The organism is Tessaracoccus caeni (assembly GCF_029211185.1).
Lineage (GTDB): Bacteria > Actinomycetota > Actinomycetes > Propionibacteriales > Propionibacteriaceae > Arachnia > Arachnia caeni.
The window spans coordinates 53,971-68,264 of sequence record NZ_JARGDO010000010.1 but is presented as its reverse complement, the minus strand read 5'-3'; the positions used below and the strand labels follow the sequence as shown (position 1 = coordinate 68,264).

15 protein-coding genes are annotated in these 14,294 nt (G+C 66.6%); 7 read left to right on the top strand and 8 right to left on the bottom strand.

The features are described from left to right. Positions 1–44: 44 nt before the first annotated feature. The 5 genes from P0D62_RS10480 to P0D62_RS10460 form a co-directional block, all read right to left on the bottom strand. The gene (locus tag P0D62_RS10480; protein WP_238560329.1) at positions 45–482 is read right to left on the bottom strand and encodes a hypothetical protein; all 438 of its coding nucleotides are present in this window, start codon (positions 480–482) and stop codon (positions 45–47) included. Positions 483–550: 68 nt separating this feature from the next. Next, positions 551–928 carry a hypothetical protein gene (locus tag P0D62_RS10475; RefSeq protein ID WP_024356173.1) on the bottom strand — a complete coding sequence of 126 codons (378 nt, stop codon included), beginning with the start codon at positions 926–928 and terminating at the stop codon, positions 551–553. After that, positions 928–1,836: a cytochrome c oxidase assembly protein gene (locus P0D62_RS10470; RefSeq protein WP_233615402.1), complete on the bottom strand. Its 909-nt coding sequence runs from the start codon at positions 1,834–1,836 to the stop codon at positions 928–930. The genes P0D62_RS10475 and P0D62_RS10470 overlap by 1 nt, the downstream gene beginning before the upstream one ends. Before the next feature lie 62 nt (positions 1,837–1,898). Then, complete coding sequence (locus tag P0D62_RS10465) at positions 1,899–2,672, bottom strand: M23 family metallopeptidase (protein WP_017883923.1); 774 nt, start codon at positions 2,670–2,672, stop codon at positions 1,899–1,901. A gap of 439 nt (positions 2,673–3,111) precedes the next feature. Next, a complete protein-coding gene (locus P0D62_RS10460; RefSeq protein ID WP_017883925.1) occupies positions 3,112–3,540 on the bottom strand; it encodes a hypothetical protein in 429 nt (142 codons plus the stop codon). A gap of 574 nt (positions 3,541–4,114) precedes the next feature. On the opposite strand from P0D62_RS10460, the gene P0D62_RS10455 reads away from it, so the two are divergent. After that, positions 4,115–4,516, top strand: coding sequence for a hypothetical protein (locus P0D62_RS10455; protein ID WP_152424243.1), 402 nt, complete (start codon positions 4,115–4,117; stop codon positions 4,514–4,516). An 86-nt stretch (positions 4,517–4,602) separates the two neighbouring features. Here the strand turns inward: P0D62_RS10455 and P0D62_RS10450 are convergent, their stop codons facing one another. Continuing rightward, positions 4,603–4,758 carry a hypothetical protein gene (locus tag P0D62_RS10450; protein ID WP_017883926.1) on the bottom strand — a complete coding sequence of 52 codons (156 nt, stop codon included), beginning with the start codon at positions 4,756–4,758 and terminating at the stop codon, positions 4,603–4,605. 871 nt (positions 4,759–5,629) lie between these two features. Here P0D62_RS10450 and P0D62_RS10445 point away from each other — a divergent pair. From P0D62_RS10445 to P0D62_RS10420, 6 genes are all read left to right on the top strand, one after another. After that, a complete protein-coding gene (locus tag P0D62_RS10445; protein ID WP_233615403.1) occupies positions 5,630–8,182 on the top strand; it encodes a hypothetical protein in 2,553 nt (850 codons plus the stop codon). A gap of 120 nt (positions 8,183–8,302) precedes the next feature. Continuing rightward, positions 8,303–9,310, top strand: a complete 1,008-nt coding sequence (locus tag P0D62_RS10440) for a DNA-processing protein DprA (protein ID WP_017883928.1) — start codon at positions 8,303–8,305, stop codon at positions 9,308–9,310. A 119-nt stretch (positions 9,311–9,429) separates the two neighbouring features. After that, positions 9,430–9,963 (top strand): hypothetical protein, encoded by a 534-nt coding sequence (locus P0D62_RS10435; protein WP_017883929.1) that lies wholly within the window; start codon positions 9,430–9,432, stop codon positions 9,961–9,963. Next, complete coding sequence (locus P0D62_RS10430; RefSeq protein WP_017883930.1) at positions 9,960–11,792, top strand: TraM recognition domain-containing protein; 1,833 nt, start codon at positions 9,960–9,962, stop codon at positions 11,790–11,792. Before P0D62_RS10435 ends, P0D62_RS10430 begins: the two co-directional genes overlap by 4 nt. A gap of 39 nt (positions 11,793–11,831) precedes the next feature. Continuing rightward, positions 11,832–12,275: a single-stranded DNA-binding protein gene (locus tag P0D62_RS10425; protein WP_024356176.1), complete on the top strand. Its 444-nt coding sequence runs from the start codon at positions 11,832–11,834 to the stop codon at positions 12,273–12,275. A gap of 20 nt (positions 12,276–12,295) precedes the next feature. Beyond that, positions 12,296–12,889, top strand: coding sequence for a hypothetical protein (locus P0D62_RS10420; protein ID WP_024356177.1), 594 nt, complete (start codon positions 12,296–12,298; stop codon positions 12,887–12,889). Positions 12,890–12,971: 82 nt separating this feature from the next. On the opposite strand, the gene P0D62_RS10415 is transcribed toward P0D62_RS10420, so the two are convergent. Beyond that, positions 12,972–13,178, bottom strand: coding sequence for a helix-turn-helix domain-containing protein (locus P0D62_RS10415; protein WP_051066173.1), 207 nt, complete (start codon positions 13,176–13,178; stop codon positions 12,972–12,974). A 52-nt stretch (positions 13,179–13,230) separates the two neighbouring features. Then, a complete protein-coding gene (locus tag P0D62_RS10410; protein ID WP_017883934.1) occupies positions 13,231–14,223 on the bottom strand; it encodes a tyrosine-type recombinase/integrase in 993 nt (330 codons plus the stop codon). Between the last annotated feature and the right edge of the window lie 71 nt (positions 14,224–14,294).

Here is a 14,294-nt window from a genome sequence, read left to right as displayed (position 1 = left end):
ACGTGCCGGCCCGTTCCTGCCTCAGGGGGCAGCGTGAGGGGCGCTTAAATGCGCAGGAGGCTGAGGTCGTGCAGGCCGAAGCGATGCCTGCCGCGATGATTGAACGCTGCAGTTGCGGCGATCGGAGCGATCTGGGGGCGCTGGCGTTGGAACCGCATCTGCCTGCAGCGGAGCGCGAAGACGATCAGGATCGCCAAGGCAAAGCCGCAGAGTATCCCGAGCAGGCAGGTGACAACACCGATCAGGATGTCGTCGCTGGCGGTGGTCTCCCCCACGGTGTCGGCGAAGTGTCCCACTGCGGCGTCGAAGGAGGTGGCTGCGACCGTGTTCGAGGCGGCCGCCGGCGCGGAGAAGCCGACATCATCGGCGTGGGAGACGCCCCACAAGCCCACGACGGTGACGATTGCGGCGAGGAGCAGCGTCGCGGCTCTCATCGTGAATCGTCGCCGCGTGATGCGGGCACTGCGGGGAACTGAGGACACACCCCGATTATACCGAGCGGGTTCAAGGCGATCATGGGAGTGGACTGACGCGCACGGCATACTGCACCCTATTGAAGAGCGATGAGCAGGCTGAGCAGGCCCATCACGAAGGTGTAGGGAGCGAGCGTCATCTTCTCGTCTTTGCTCTTGGAGAGCAGGCTGAGGATCACACTGAACCCGAGGTGAGCGACGATGAGCCACATCACCCAGAAGCTGAACTCCCCGGGCAGCACAGCGATGGTGCCGCTGCGATCGAGGGCGATGAAAGCGATGAAGGCGTAGCGGAGCACAGCGGAGATCGCGCCGAGGCGGAGGTTGAGCGGGAGCGTGATGTGTTCCCCGCCCCACGCGTACTTGCCGAGCGGTGCACCGGCAGCCAGGGCGATCTGGAAGATGGCCAGCACGCCGAGCATCGCGGTGAGCGCGAAGATAAGGATCGTCGCCATCACTGCTCCTTTCCGAACTTCGCGGCGAGGTAGGCGTTGTAGGCGTCGAGTTCCGCGTCCTCTTGAGCTTCTCGACGTTTCGCTTGCCGCAGATCGCTCGTGCGCCACTTGGAAATGGTGACGATGAGCACGATGATCAGCGGCAGCTCGCCGTATGACCAGATCAGGCCGCCAGCGATGGCCTGGTCGAGAGCGCGGCTGATCCCCCACGCTTCGGGGTCGGTGGCGTACCAGCGGAACATGGGCTCGGTGCTGCGCAGCAGCACGAGCCCGAAGATCGCGTGGATCTGGATCTCGAGGAGCACGTCGACGATGCGTACCACGAACGATGGGGCGCGCGGCAACGGGTCGAGTGACCACAGCGGAGCGCCACCGATCATGCCGAAGGCGAGGAACAGGGTGAGCAGGATGAGATGCCCGGACGGGAGCTCGAGGAACCAGCTCAGGGTGTCGGTGAAGTACAGGGTGGGGAAGGCGACGACGGCGATGACGATCACGGTGGCCGGGTGCAGGAGCACCTGGGCGGTGCGCGAGCGGTAGGCGCTGAGCGCGGCGCGCATCACCGGCCGCCCGAGTCCCCGGCGCGGCGTCGCGCGCAGGAGCAGACGGCCGGGAGAGCCCATGAGCAGGAACGGGGGTGCGACGACCATGAGCGTGATCTGCTGGAAGAGCAGCACCGAGACGAGTTCCTCGGCGTAGGCGTTCGCGCGCAGTCCGGTGGCCGCGAACCAGAGGAGGCAGCCGACGGTGAACAGCAGCGTCGAACCGACGCCCCATCGTTTTCCCCGTACCCAGAGGGAGATCGCCCCGGTCAGGTAGATGGAGAGGCAGACGACGGCGAGCCAGGCGAGCGGCGACATGCTGCGCAAATCGAACTGGAAGAGGTCGCCGAGCTCGAGGCTGGCCATCGCGGGGTACACGGTCGGGGGTTGTCCTTACTGACGCTGGCGAGTGCTCGCCGGGGAGGGGGCTACTTCGAGTTCGCGGCGATGAACGGCAGCGGGTCGACGGGCTCATCTTCGACGCGCACCACCAGGTGCAGGTGGTTGCCGAAGGACATCCCGGTGGTTCCGACGAGTCCGGCTTGGTCGTCTCCCTGAACGGTTTGGCCAACCTGCCAGGAGTGGGAGTTCTCCTGCATATGGCAGTACCGGCTGATGACCTCTTGACCGGCAACCTGGTGCTGGACTTTCAGCGAGAAGCCGCAGCCGTCGGAGGCCCAGCCAGCCTCAGTGATCACGCCGTCACCGACGATGCGGATCGGAGTGCCGCCGGCAGCGGCCATGTCTTGTGCGTCGTGGAAGCCTGCGACTGGTGCGGAGCGGTATCCGAAGCCATCGGTGAGCGGCACCTCTTGGGCGAAGGGGTACTGCAATGTGGTGTCGGTGAGGCCGCTGACGGTCACTGCCCCACCGCTCAGCCCGATCTCGGGCGCGATCGCAGTCGGGGAGACCGAGAGCTCGTCGAGCAGCGTCGGAGTGTCGGTTGTGCCTCCCGTGACGAAGGCCTGCTGTCGGCTCGCGAAGACGGGGGTATCGGCGGTCGCGGCGCTGGTCGCAGGGAAGACGGTACCCGCCACGAGTACGGTGACGCTCGCGAGCGCCGTACTGCCAGCGACGAAGCTGCGCAGTTGTGAGCGTCGCCGTGCCGTGCCGGTCTCGGGTTCCGTTCCGCCCCCGGTCGGCGTCTCCTCGGCGGCAGGCCGCTCGCTGACGGGCTGCGCCGGGAGATCGGTGTATGGCACCGTGGACGGTGCTGCGGCTGCATGCTTGGATCGGCGGGGCCGAGCCGAGTCGTCGGTCGAGCGTTCGTCTGTATCAGTGGGTTCGATCCAGGTGCTCCGCCTCGGCCCCGCCGATTCCTCGGCGTGCCGACGCCGCCTCAAAAGACGACTCCGAGGACGAAGAACGAGACGACGGCGAAACAGATGCTCAGGAGCACGGTGCCGAAGACGAAGAGGAAGTGTTTAGCTTTGATCGGTGAATCTGTGGAGTTCAAACTGCTGGCTCCTGATCGGGGGCGCTCGTGCGCCCGAGTGATGTTCGAGAGTGCGCAATGCCGGAAGGCGTGCCGATGTCAGCGCTTTTGCAGGGGCCGGCGAAGCTCTCAGAGGGAACGTGGTGCCGGTTGGAGGCACACGGAGCTTCGCGGGCTATCCCCGTGCACGGGTTTCCCGGTGGAGATCAGGTTCGCGAGATCGAGTGAAGGAGCAGCAATGGCTGCGGGCGGGCGGGTGCGCGCGGCAGGGCGACCGCCCATTCGCGGATCCTGCCGAGCCGCAGCTGTAGCCACGGTCGCCGGGTGAAGAGCACGACCAGCATCAGAGTGGCGAGCATGGTGAGCATGCAGATCGCGATGAGATCGAGGTGCCAGCTCTGCACGCTGCCGTGGGCGGCGTGCTCGCCCCCCTCGACGAGCGTGGCGGTCGAGGCTGTTGAGGGGGTGGTCGCACTGGTGCTCGCCGAGGCCTCGGCGATTACCGGCACGCTGCTGAGTTCGGCGCTGTGCGCGCGCAGTCCGACGAGACCGAGGATGACGAAGGCGCCGACCCAGACGAGGGTCAGGATCGCACGCCGCGATAGCGGTCGTCGCGATGCAACGCGTGCACTCATCACTCCATCACCTCCATTGTCATGTAACAATTTAGCATCGGAACCTGAGGTCAGCCAGGGGATGCTACTGCGTGTGGGCGTACGTCGGCGCTTTTGCCAGTGTCGGCGCGGCTCCGCATGCCAGGGCTGATCCTGCCGCACCCACTGGTATGGGGCAGGGACGCCGTTGAGGATCACGAGCGCTACGCGAGTTTGAGAACGTGCACGACTCCGGGTTACCCGAGTGCACAGAACAGCACGAGGGGACAATCACGATGTAGAGGGCTAGGGCTATATTCCGGATAACGATGCGCCGGCCCCGCTGAGCTGGCACAAGGTTCTGCGGAATGAAGACTGAATCGTGACGGCTATTGGCAACGCCAGCAGACTCAATGGCAGCCGCGGAACCTTGACGCTCATCGCGACGGTCACCGGAGCGAGCGCCGGGACCGGGACGTCGTAAAAACCATCGCCGACTATCACCGTGGGATCAGCGGCGACGAGGGCGCTGATGGCATGGCCTTGTCTGCGGGGACCGCCCGGCGTGCATACTCAAGATGCCGGAGTCGGCCGCCAGAGCCTGTGCAGTGCAATCGTGGCCACCGGTGAGCATGATCGAGAGATCCCGTCTCCTGCAGCATTTGGATCGTCTCAGCCAATCCCGCGCACGCAACTCGTCGCGAACCTCGATGAGATTGGGGAGTTCCCAATCGGCTTCGATCACGACGATGATCATACCCTGCTCGGCAAGCTACTCGGTGGCGAGTCGGTCCTTACCGGGATCAACCCAGCGGACAATACTGATTCGGATCCTCTGGCAGGAGGCGGTGCCGGTGATTCCGCGCTACGGCTCATCCTACTAAGCATCTCGCCTGGTCGCCGCATCGGGCACGGTCACGACGGCGGGTGCATGCTGGATGATTCGAGTGCGTTGGCGAAGCCGATCACCTCGCGTTCGGCGCATTCGAAGCTCACGACTTCGACGACTTGGGGTTAGTTGCGGGTAAGTGCGCCTTTACCGTTGAGGGCCACGGTGCGGATCGTACCCAGCTCTTCGAACTCCTGACGGAGCTTGGGCACATTTCAGTGCTTGGAGGCGGAGCCGATCGCGCCCTTCACGGTGGCGGAGACGGTGTTCACAGGCGCCCACGGAGAAGCGGCGATGATGAGTACGGTCGGCACGAGCAGCTTGGCGCCTCGGTCGGTGAGCTTGGCACGTTCCCACTCGTGGGCGTGCATTCGGTCGATAAGGGTCCGATGTGCGTGAGCGAGTCTTCTCGGCCATAGGCGGTGGACTTGATGAACAGCACGCAGGACCTGTCGACAGCGATTGCCGTAGCCACATCCCCTCCCCCAGACCGGGATGGACTCCCTCGTGATAGCAGAGGCGTCGATACTGAATGTGCCGTCGAAAGCAGTACCGCCGATGGCGTCTCCTTCTCCAGCCTTGATGATGAAGATCCCGACGTTGCAGCGCTGATGCTCTTCGGGAACACGTTCCAAGCACTCGACGCTCTGGTCTGGGTAATGCGGTCAGTTCAGAATCGAGTGGATAGATCGCGTCAAGGCGCCGGGTAGCGCAAGCCCTCGGGCATTTGGTTACTCACCGAACCCCAATCCTCGGTCGCATCGCTGCGCAGCGCCCTCCGCACCGACCAGCACCGAGTACTCACCAATCTGCTTCGTCCTGGCACCGTACAGTATGGCGCAGCCGCGCGGATCGACCCGAACGGCAGCCTTCGGATCACCACCGAGTACGGAACCGAGGGCTTCGACCTCGTTGCGATCGTCGACGGCACCCGCTGCCGGAGCCGGGCAGCGACCTGCTTTGACACGAGATTCCATGAAGCGGGGTACTTCTACTATGGCGCGGCATTCCCGGCAGCCCCGTCGCGCTGCACTGAGCAACCGGAGAGACCTATGTAGTGCTCGTCCAAGTCCTACCGGTGCAGTGTGCGCACCTGACTAGTAGCTGTTGCCGTTCTGACGACGGCGGACACAATCAATAAGGAGATCCCACTTGTCTGCTCACATTCTCGTACCACCCGACAAATCACCGCTGCCCGGCCGCGTTGTCTCAAGCGTTGCGACGACCCTCACAATCCTGCTGATGTTACTTGGCAGCCTGTTCTTCCCGGCAGCCCCGGCGCAGGCCGCGACCCTGGGCGTCGGGTATGGCAATCAGGATCTCTGGCTCGGTTCCTTCTCGTCGCATGGCCGTCAGGCGTACTGCATGGATCTCGACGCGCTCGCCCCGTGGGGCAACACGCAACACCCGGAGCTGAAGACCACGCTCGACAGCCTCAGCGCGACCGAGCTCGCCCGCCTGAACTACGTACTCGGGCGGTGGGGTGAGAGCAACGATCCAAACATCACCTCCGCCGTCCAGCTATACGTCTGGGATATCGCCGACCGCGGCAACTACTCCGCACGCGGCGGAGACGGGCAGTTCGTCACCCGGGCACCCGGGAACATGCAGGCCACGATCCTGTCGCACCTCACCACGATGCGGAGCGAGTCGGCGGCGAACGCCGTCGCGAACCCGTCGGTGTCGATGTCGATCACGATGACCGACCAGTACCAGGGGCAGCTCAAAGTCCAGGCGAACCCCACGAGCGCAACCGGCACCGTTACGCTCACCAACGCCAACTTCACGAACGGCAGCACCTCCGCGACACTCGGTGTCGGGACACATGAGATCGTCGGTATCCCACCCGAGGGCGCACCGGACTATCAGATCACCGCGAGCCTCAAGGCTCCGTCGCTTGGGTACGGGGCTGGCGTGGACCTGTTCTACACTCCGGGCGAGCAACGCATCCTCGGCGCGGCCTCGTTCGAGCCGCTGTTCGCCTCTGCGCAGTCAGCGGTGATTCCGTTGGACTTCCGGCCGGTGATCGAGACGGTCGTGGATGCGAAGTTCGTGCAGGCAGGCGACGTATTCTCCGACAAGCTGAACGTCACGGTGACGAAGCACTCCTGGATCAAGGTGAACGGTATCCCGGTGCCGGTGCTCGCCGAAGGCACCCTCTACGGGCCGTTCGACGCGCAGCCGGTCGAAGCGAACGCACCGCCAGAGGGCGCGCCCGTGCTCGGGACCGAGTCGCTGACGCTCACGCACCCCGGGAACTACGTGTCGCCGGGCACGCTCACGGCCCCGGAGTCGGGGTTCTACACGTGGGTGTGGAGGATCGACAAGACCAAGCAGGGTGCGAACGCGAAGTACCTCACCGATTCCTTCACGGATCGGTTCGGGCGGGTGGCCGAGACCTCGGTCACGCCGTTCCAGCCGGAGGCGGTATCGAAGGCGAACGGCAAGCTCGTGAAGCCCGGCGACCGGGTGACGGATACGATCACGGTCTCCTCGACCAATGGCGCCTGGCTGAAGCACAACGGCGAGCCGATCCCGGTCGTCTTCGAGGGCACCGCCTACCAGGCACCCGGAACCCTCCCGCCGGTGCAGGGTGCGGAGGCGCCGGCGGGTGCGGTGCCGATCGGCACCGTCACGGTAACCGCGCCCGGGCCCGGTGAGTACGAGTCGCCCGAGGTGGAGTTGCCGGATGCGGGGTTCGTGGCCTGGGTGTGGCAGGTGAAGAAGGCGTCGCAGCCGGAGTGGGTGCGCCCGTACATCGCCGCCGATTGGCAGGACGAGTACGGCATCAACATCGAATCGCACTCCGTCAGGTGGCCGCTCACGATCACCTCGGAAGTCCGCGAATACAACGTCCACAAGAACGGGCGCGCGTTCGACCGGATCACCGTCTCTGGGTTCCCGGAGAATCACCCCGAGTTCACAGGTGACGGCTACTGGGGGCCCGACGAGCAGGAGATCGAGCACACCGTCTACGGCCCCTTCCAGACCGATGCGGAGCTCACCGACGATCTCGATCTGTCGGATGCCCCGGTGCTCACGCGGATCACGACGCCCGCGAAGAACGGGGTCTACGACATCGGCTACACCAATGAGGACCGCATCCAGCCGACCGAGGCCGGCTACTACGTCATCGTCACGCGGTTCGCGGGCGACGACCGCGTGCAGCCCTTCACGAGCTCGCCGACGGATATCTGGGAGCGGTTCTACGTTCCCGATGACGAGCAGCCGGTGTCGGTCATCACGCAGGCCACCCCCGTCGCGGGGGTCGGTGAGGAGTTCGACGATACCGCACTCGTGCAGGGGACGAAGATCCCCGACGGCGCGTACCTCGTGTTCCGCGCCTACGGCCCCCACGACCCCGACGCCGAGCCGGTCTGCGAGGTGCCGTTCTTCACCTCCGAGAAGATCGCCGTCACCCAGGCTGGCATCTACCGCTCCGGGAAGACGAGCGTCGACCGTGCCGGGCACGTCTACTGGGTCGAAACCCTCTACGACGCCACGGGCAAGGTCATCGCGGAAGGGAAATGCGGTGCACCGGGTGAGACGACGGTCGTGACCGAGACGCCGCAAGAGGTGCCGCCGACGCCGGAGCAGCCGGAGCTTCCGGAGACGCCGTCCGAGCTGGCTACGACTGGGGGCGGGTTCCCGTGGCTGATCGCCGCCGGCGGCCTGGTCGCGCTCCTCGCGGCCGGAGTGACGCTGTGGTTCGGGCGCAGGCTCGCGCTCCACCGGGAGCGAGGCGGAGACAGCGGAGAGGAGGACACCGGTATCGAAGACCTCATGAACCAGTAACCCCAGCACCCCCATGCTGGGCGGGGCGCAGACCATTCCCCAGGGTCTGCGCCCCGCCCTTTTCGCGTGTCCGCCTGGCGCACCTGTCCTCTGACAGTGACGGCGGTGCAGGAGGCGGTAATGAGCGAGTACACGGCAGACACGATCGCGCGGATCACGCTCGCCGTGCTCACCGAGCCCGGTGATCCGGTCACCGGGCAGCTCGTGCAGGCCATCGGCGTCACGGAGACGCTCGCGTTGATCCGCGACCCAGGCGCAGCGATCCCGTCACAGGTCGACCCTGTGGCCGGGGTGAGGTGGCGGCAGCAGGCCGCCTCGTTGCAGAAGGACGCGCTCACCGATGAGCTGATCGGCCTGACCGAGCGCCACGGCCTGCGCATCCTCACCCCGCACCGCCCCGGCTGGCCCACAGCCCTCGCAGACCTCGGCCACGCCGCACCGCTGGCGCTGTGGGCGAAGGGCAACCCGGAACTGCTCACCGCCTCGCTCTCGTCCCGGGTGACGATCACCGGCGCCCGCGCCGCCACCGGCTATGGGGTGCAGGTCACTCGTGAGTTCGCGTGGCAGCTCGCAGCGTCGCCGCGCATCCTCGTCTCGGGCGGCGCCTACGGCATCGACGCCGAAGCCCACCGCGCCGCCCTCACTGCGCGTTCGGCATCTACGATCGCGGTGCTCGCGGGTGGCCTGGATCGGCCGTATCCGCAGGCGCACGATGACCTGTTCCGCCGCATCACCGATCAGGGTGGCCTCCTCCTTTCCGAGGCCGCGCCAGGATATGCGCCGACGAAGGGCCGGTTCGAGGCACGTTCGCGTCTGCTCGCTGCCCTCTCCGCCGCGACGGTGATCCCGGAAGCCGGGGCACGGTCGGGAAGCCTCCGGGTCGCGGTCGCCGCCTACGAACTCGGCCGCCAGCTCGGCGCGATCCCTGGGCCGATCACCTCCGCGAACTCAGCCGGCTGCCACCGGCTCCTCGCCGAAGGCCTCGCAGAAGTCACCACGAGCGTCGGAGATGTCGAAGCGATGCTCGACCCGACGCCAGCGGCGTACCAGCTCCCGCCGGCATATCAGTCGGCCGCCCGCCGCACCGCCCCAGACCCAGGCCGCGGCGCGGGCCGGCCAGCGCTCTGAACCCCGGCGCTCATCACTGCCATCCACGTCGCGCCGTCCTGGGTGTGTGTCTTCCGGCCCGATGGCACCCCTTGCCTCGGGCCGATCTCTGCCTGCCCGTCTTATGAAGGAGACCCTGTATGTCGAAGCGTGATCGCTCGAACCCTGCTGATCCGTCCGTGGTGATGGTGCGCATCGTCGTCGCCGAGGACGGCACCCTGGCCGTCACGGTCGACGGGGCGCCGTTTCTGCCGCCGGAGTTCTCCCCGCCGTGGCGGCGGGGATCGTTCCCGGCGATCGTGGACGCGATCCGCGAGCAGACCGACTGCACGATCCGCGTCGACGTCATCGAAACCGACGGCCGCACGATGACCGACTTCTACACCCCGCGCCCGCGCCGCACCCCACAACCAGAGGCGCAGCCGGTGCAACAGGTTCCGCCCGTGGCCGCGGTGCCGGTGCCGGTGGTGCCGCGTCTGGTGCAGTTCGCGGGGTCGGGGATGGTGCCGGGCGAGGATGTCGCGGTCGCGATCGTCATCGCGCACACCGAGACAGGGCCCGACGGCATCGCCCGCGCCCTGATCGATTCCCGCTACCTCGACCACGCGCCCACCAATGAAGTGATTCTCCTCGGCCGGATCTCTGCCACCGTCTGCATCGGGGCACCGCAGTGACCTCCCCGATCCGCCCGACGGGGAGCCTCGGCGACGAACTCACCAACGCCGCCCTCGTAGGGCTCGCCACCCTCGCCGTCATCGCGGTGATCCTCCGGGCTGCGGGCAGTGTCACCGCGTTCCTCACCGGCACCCCGCAACCCGATACCGGGTTCGGCGCCGGGGCCGGGGTGCTCCTGCACCCCGGCGCCCCTGGCGCCGCACTCGGCGCGCCGGGCCTGAACCCGGTCGTGTACTGGGTCATCGCCGGCACCATGATCTTCACCGCCGGGGCTGCGGCCTGGCGGGGGTGGACGGCGATCCGGCAGCACGGCCGCCGGCAGGCGATGGACCCGTACCGGATCGCCGGGATCGCCACCCGCGCCGAAGTCGCGAAAGCGGGATCTCCGCGCGCGCTCCTGGCTCGGGCGGGGAACCTGCGCCCGTCGCTCGAGAACCCTGAGCCTTCAGAGGTCGGGTACCGGCTCGGGGTGTCGCGCGGGGTCGAGGTGTGGGCGTCGGTCGAAGACTCGATCCTGCTGATCGGGCCGCCCCGCTCCGGGAAGGGCGTGCACATCGTCATCAACTCGATCCTCACCGCCCCCGGCGCGGTCGTCACCACGTCCACTCGTCCGGACAACGTGACCGCCACGATCCGGGCCAGGGAGAAGGTGGGGCCGGTGGCGGTGTTCGATCCGCAGCACCTCGCCGACGGCATCCCCGCCGGGCTCCGCTGGTCGCCCGTCAGAGGCTGCACCGATCCCCTCACCGCGATGATTCGCGCCGCAGGGCTCGCCTCCGCCACCGGGCTCGGGAAAGGCGGGGTCGAGGGCGGAGACTTCTGGGAAGCGAAAACCCGTGTTGCGCTCCAATGTCTGCTCCACGCCGCCGCCCTCGACCAGCGGCAGCCCGCCGACCTGTTCCGGTGGACGCTCGACCCCGCAGCCGCCGGCGACGCCGTATCGATCCTCGCCACCCACCCGCAAGCCGCGGGCGGGTGGGCGGAGGCGTTGCAGGCGATGATCGACGCGGACCCGCGTACCAGGGATTCGATCTGGCAGGGCGTCTCCCTCGCCCTCGCCGCCCTCGCCGACCCCCGCGTGCTCGATGCCGTCACCCCCGGCCCCGACGAGGTATTCAACCCCGAAGACTTCCTCGCGAAGAAGGGCACCCTGTACCTGCTGGCGACCGCGGCCGGGGCGAACAACAGCGCCCCGCTGGTCGCAGCGCTCATCGAAGACGTAGTCGAGGCAGCCCGCCGCCTCGCCGCACGCTCCGCAGGCGCACGACTCGATCCGCCCCTGCTGCTCTGCTTGGACGAGGTCGCGAACCTCAGCCCGTTGCCGTCGTTGCCGACGCTCATGGCCGAAGGCGGCGGCACAGGGATCACGACCATGCCGGTCTTGCAGTCGCTTGCGCAGGCGCGGGAGCAGTGGTCGGAGCACGCGGCCTCCGCGATCTGGGATGCCGCGATCGTGAAGATCGTCCTCGGCGGCGCCTCCAACAGCCGCGACCTCCAAGACCTCTCAACCCTGATTGGGGAACGCGATGAGATCACCGACTCCACCACCGTCGGCGACCACGGCACCCGCTCCGCGCAACGCTCGATCCGCCGCGTACCGATCATGCCGCCCGACGCGATCCGCCGACTCCCGTTCGGCACCGGCCTCGTGCTGCTGCGCGCGGCACCGCCGATCGTGGCACGCCTGCGCTCCTGGAACCAGCGCGCCGACGGGAAACAACTCGTAGCCGACCGCCGCGCGGTCGAAGCAAAACTCCATTACCGGCAGGCCAACACCCAGCCGGGCGCGGACGATCCGTCAGGCAGAGAAGGTGCACCTGTTTCGTAGAGCCGTGATGGGCGCGGCCGTGAAGCAGGAGGCGAAATCGTGTCGATCCCGACCAAGACCTCGTTGTCAGGGTTCATCGCAACCACCCCGCATCCCTCGTCCACGAAGAGCGGGGTGCCGCGCATGTTCGCCCGCGTGGGCAAGCCCCGCTACCGGCGTGAGGAGGACGGCACATTCACGGAGCTCGAACCCTCGTTCCATGACCTCGTCGCGTTCGGGGAGAGCGCCGTGCGCGCACTGTCGACGCTGCAGAAGCACGACAACTTCGTCGCCGAGGGGCGCGTGAATCGCCGAACCATCGAGCGAGACGGTGTGCCGACCGAGATCGAGCAGTTCATCGTCTCGAAGATCGGCCCCGACGCCGCCCGCACCACCTTCACGATGGATCGCAGCCAGCGCGCCAGCCGAACCGTCGAACGCACCAGCACCGCTGCCCGAGGCACTGAGCGGAGCACGTCGCCGGTGTTCGCCAGGGCCATGTGAACCGGGAAGGGGACCCCGCCATGAACATCGACGCGCCCGCCGACGAGGAAGGCTTCGACCCCGAAGAACTCGAGGAGGAGGACGACGGCACTGACCCGCTCAGCACTGTCTCTCTGCCGATCACCCCGAAGCCGATCAACTGGCATCTCCTGCGCTCGCACGAAGCCGAACAAGAATGGCTCGATCTGAACCAGTGGGTGAACCAGCTCCGCGAGACCTATGGGCTGCCCGCGTCGGTAGTGCCGCCGTTCTGGCATCGGCATCCCGAACTCGTCTGGGAGCTCTCTGCGCTGCACACGCATTGGCTGTGCAGCTACGACCCCGAACAGGACGGGTCGGGGCCGATCGCGTGGCACACCGATTTCGCGCTCGCCCGCGAACGGCTCCGCGAATGGGTGGCCACCTGCGGCACCCGCCTGGATCGCGACCGGCCAACTCGGCAGACCACCTGGCCTGGTGAGGTTGCGCAGGCACCGATTGAGGATGAGGTAATCCCGGATCGGGACGCTGACTTCATCACGTTCGTCTCTGCCGACGCCGCCCGTCGCGCCCAGATCGAAGAGGAAACGATCGCCGCCGCGGTCGCGGCCGCAAAGGGTTCGAAGTCTCAATGATCCCGGCCGGCACCCGTGGTTGGACTCCCGGCCAACACGAAAGGGAGGAACGTCCGCCAGGACCGTTCCTCCCTTTTCACTTCTATCGCGTCGATGGAATCTCGACCAGCAATCGTTCTTCCAGCTCCTTCATGTCGACTCGGATCAGGCGTCCCACACGGTACCCAGTAACCGTGCCGTCCGAGATCCGCCGGCGTAGCGTCTTCACGGACACCCCGAATCTCACCGCGGCCTCTGCCAACGGGACCAGGTTCTCGACGGGCACTTTTGTTCGAGATTGACGAACCATGTCAACACCTCTCCTTCTCTGTCGTCACATGGGTTCATCCCATAGGTGCCCTTCACGAATCCCGGGCCGCACCGCTACTACCGTTCTCAGGCAGTGCGGAGGTGATGGCAGCCTCGACACGGCGACTCATTCGACAGGCGAGTTCTCGATCTCTCGTCATCGTGGCGTGCTGGTATCGCAACACGATCCTCATATCCGAGTGCCCGCCCCGACGCATCAGCTCAGCCAACGTGGCACCCTCTTGAGCGAACAGCGTCAGACCGGTGTGGCGCAGATCGTGGAAGCGAAACCTTGGGGGCAGCCCAGCGACGTTGTCACGGACGTCACCCCAGATGAACCCCCAGCGAGTGTTGGAAAGGGGCATGCTTCCGCGAGGGCTTGCCGGCACCAAGGGCGCTTTGGCCTCCGGCGCGACGCGCGACAGAAGGTGCTCGCGCAGGCGATCAACCATCAGATCTGGGACGCTGAGCGATCGCTTGCCTGCGTCGCTCTTCAGATCTGTGTAGTCCCCGGTGTTCGCGTTCAGCTGTCGACGTACGTGCAGCGTGGCGCTCCCGTCTGGGTACCATTCAACGTCTCGGCGTTGGAGTCCGAGGCACTCGCCTCGCCGCAACTGGCACCACGCGGCCAGCAGCACCATGATCGACCACTCAGGGGGTGCCGCCGCATACAAAGCTTCAACCTGTTCGGGTGCGATCACGTCCTCGCTGGCATCGTGGTCGGCATCGTGTCGCACCGGCTCTTGACGTGGAATCGAGACGTTCGGAGCCGCAGGAGTGATGCCGTCCCGTGCCGCCTGTCGCAAGATCATCATCAATACGATCAAGACCGGACGCGTGACGCCGTTGAACTTCGACCTCGGATTCAACGGCGATGGGATCTTGTCGAGGCGTTCTGTCATGACGCGAATCCGGGCCTCGTCGATGTCACGGATTGGAGTGTTCTCGAACTCTGGCACCAGATAGCCCGTGACTTTGCTCTGGTAAGAGCGGACGGTGCCGACGGCACGCTTCTTACCGCTGCGGTTCGGCTCCGTGCGGATCATTGCAAGCCAACGCTCCGAGTACTCCGAGAACCCGACCGCGCGCGCCTGATCCGCAGCTGCTTCCGCGCGAC

Coding starts and splice junctions, on each gene's coding strand:
- P0D62_RS10475 (WP_024356173.1), bottom strand. CDS start 928: ATGGCGACGATCCTTATCTTCGCGCTCACCGCGATGCTCGGCGTGCTG.
- P0D62_RS10470 (WP_233615402.1), bottom strand. CDS start 1,836: ATGGCCAGCCTCGAGCTCGGCGACCTCTTCCAGTTCGATTTGCGCAGC.
- P0D62_RS10460 (WP_017883925.1), bottom strand. CDS start 3,540: ATGAGTGCACGCGTTGCATCGCGACGACCGCTATCGCGGCGTGCGATC.
- P0D62_RS10450 (WP_017883926.1), bottom strand. CDS start 4,758: ATGCACGCCCACGAGTGGGAACGTGCCAAGCTCACCGACCGAGGCGCC.
- P0D62_RS10445 (WP_233615403.1), top strand. CDS start 5,630: ATGTTACTTGGCAGCCTGTTCTTCCCGGCAGCCCCGGCGCAGGCCGCG.
- P0D62_RS10440 (WP_017883928.1), top strand. CDS start 8,303: ATGAGCGAGTACACGGCAGACACGATCGCGCGGATCACGCTCGCCGTG.
- P0D62_RS10435 (WP_017883929.1), top strand. CDS start 9,430: ATGTCGAAGCGTGATCGCTCGAACCCTGCTGATCCGTCCGTGGTGATG.
- P0D62_RS10420 (WP_024356177.1), top strand. CDS start 12,296: ATGAACATCGACGCGCCCGCCGACGAGGAAGGCTTCGACCCCGAAGAA.
- P0D62_RS10415 (WP_051066173.1), bottom strand. CDS start 13,178: ATGGTTCGTCAATCTCGAACAAAAGTGCCCGTCGAGAACCTGGTCCCG.
- P0D62_RS10410 (WP_017883934.1), bottom strand. CDS start 14,223: ATGATCCGCACGGAGCCGAACCGCAGCGGTAAGAAGCGTGCCGTCGGC.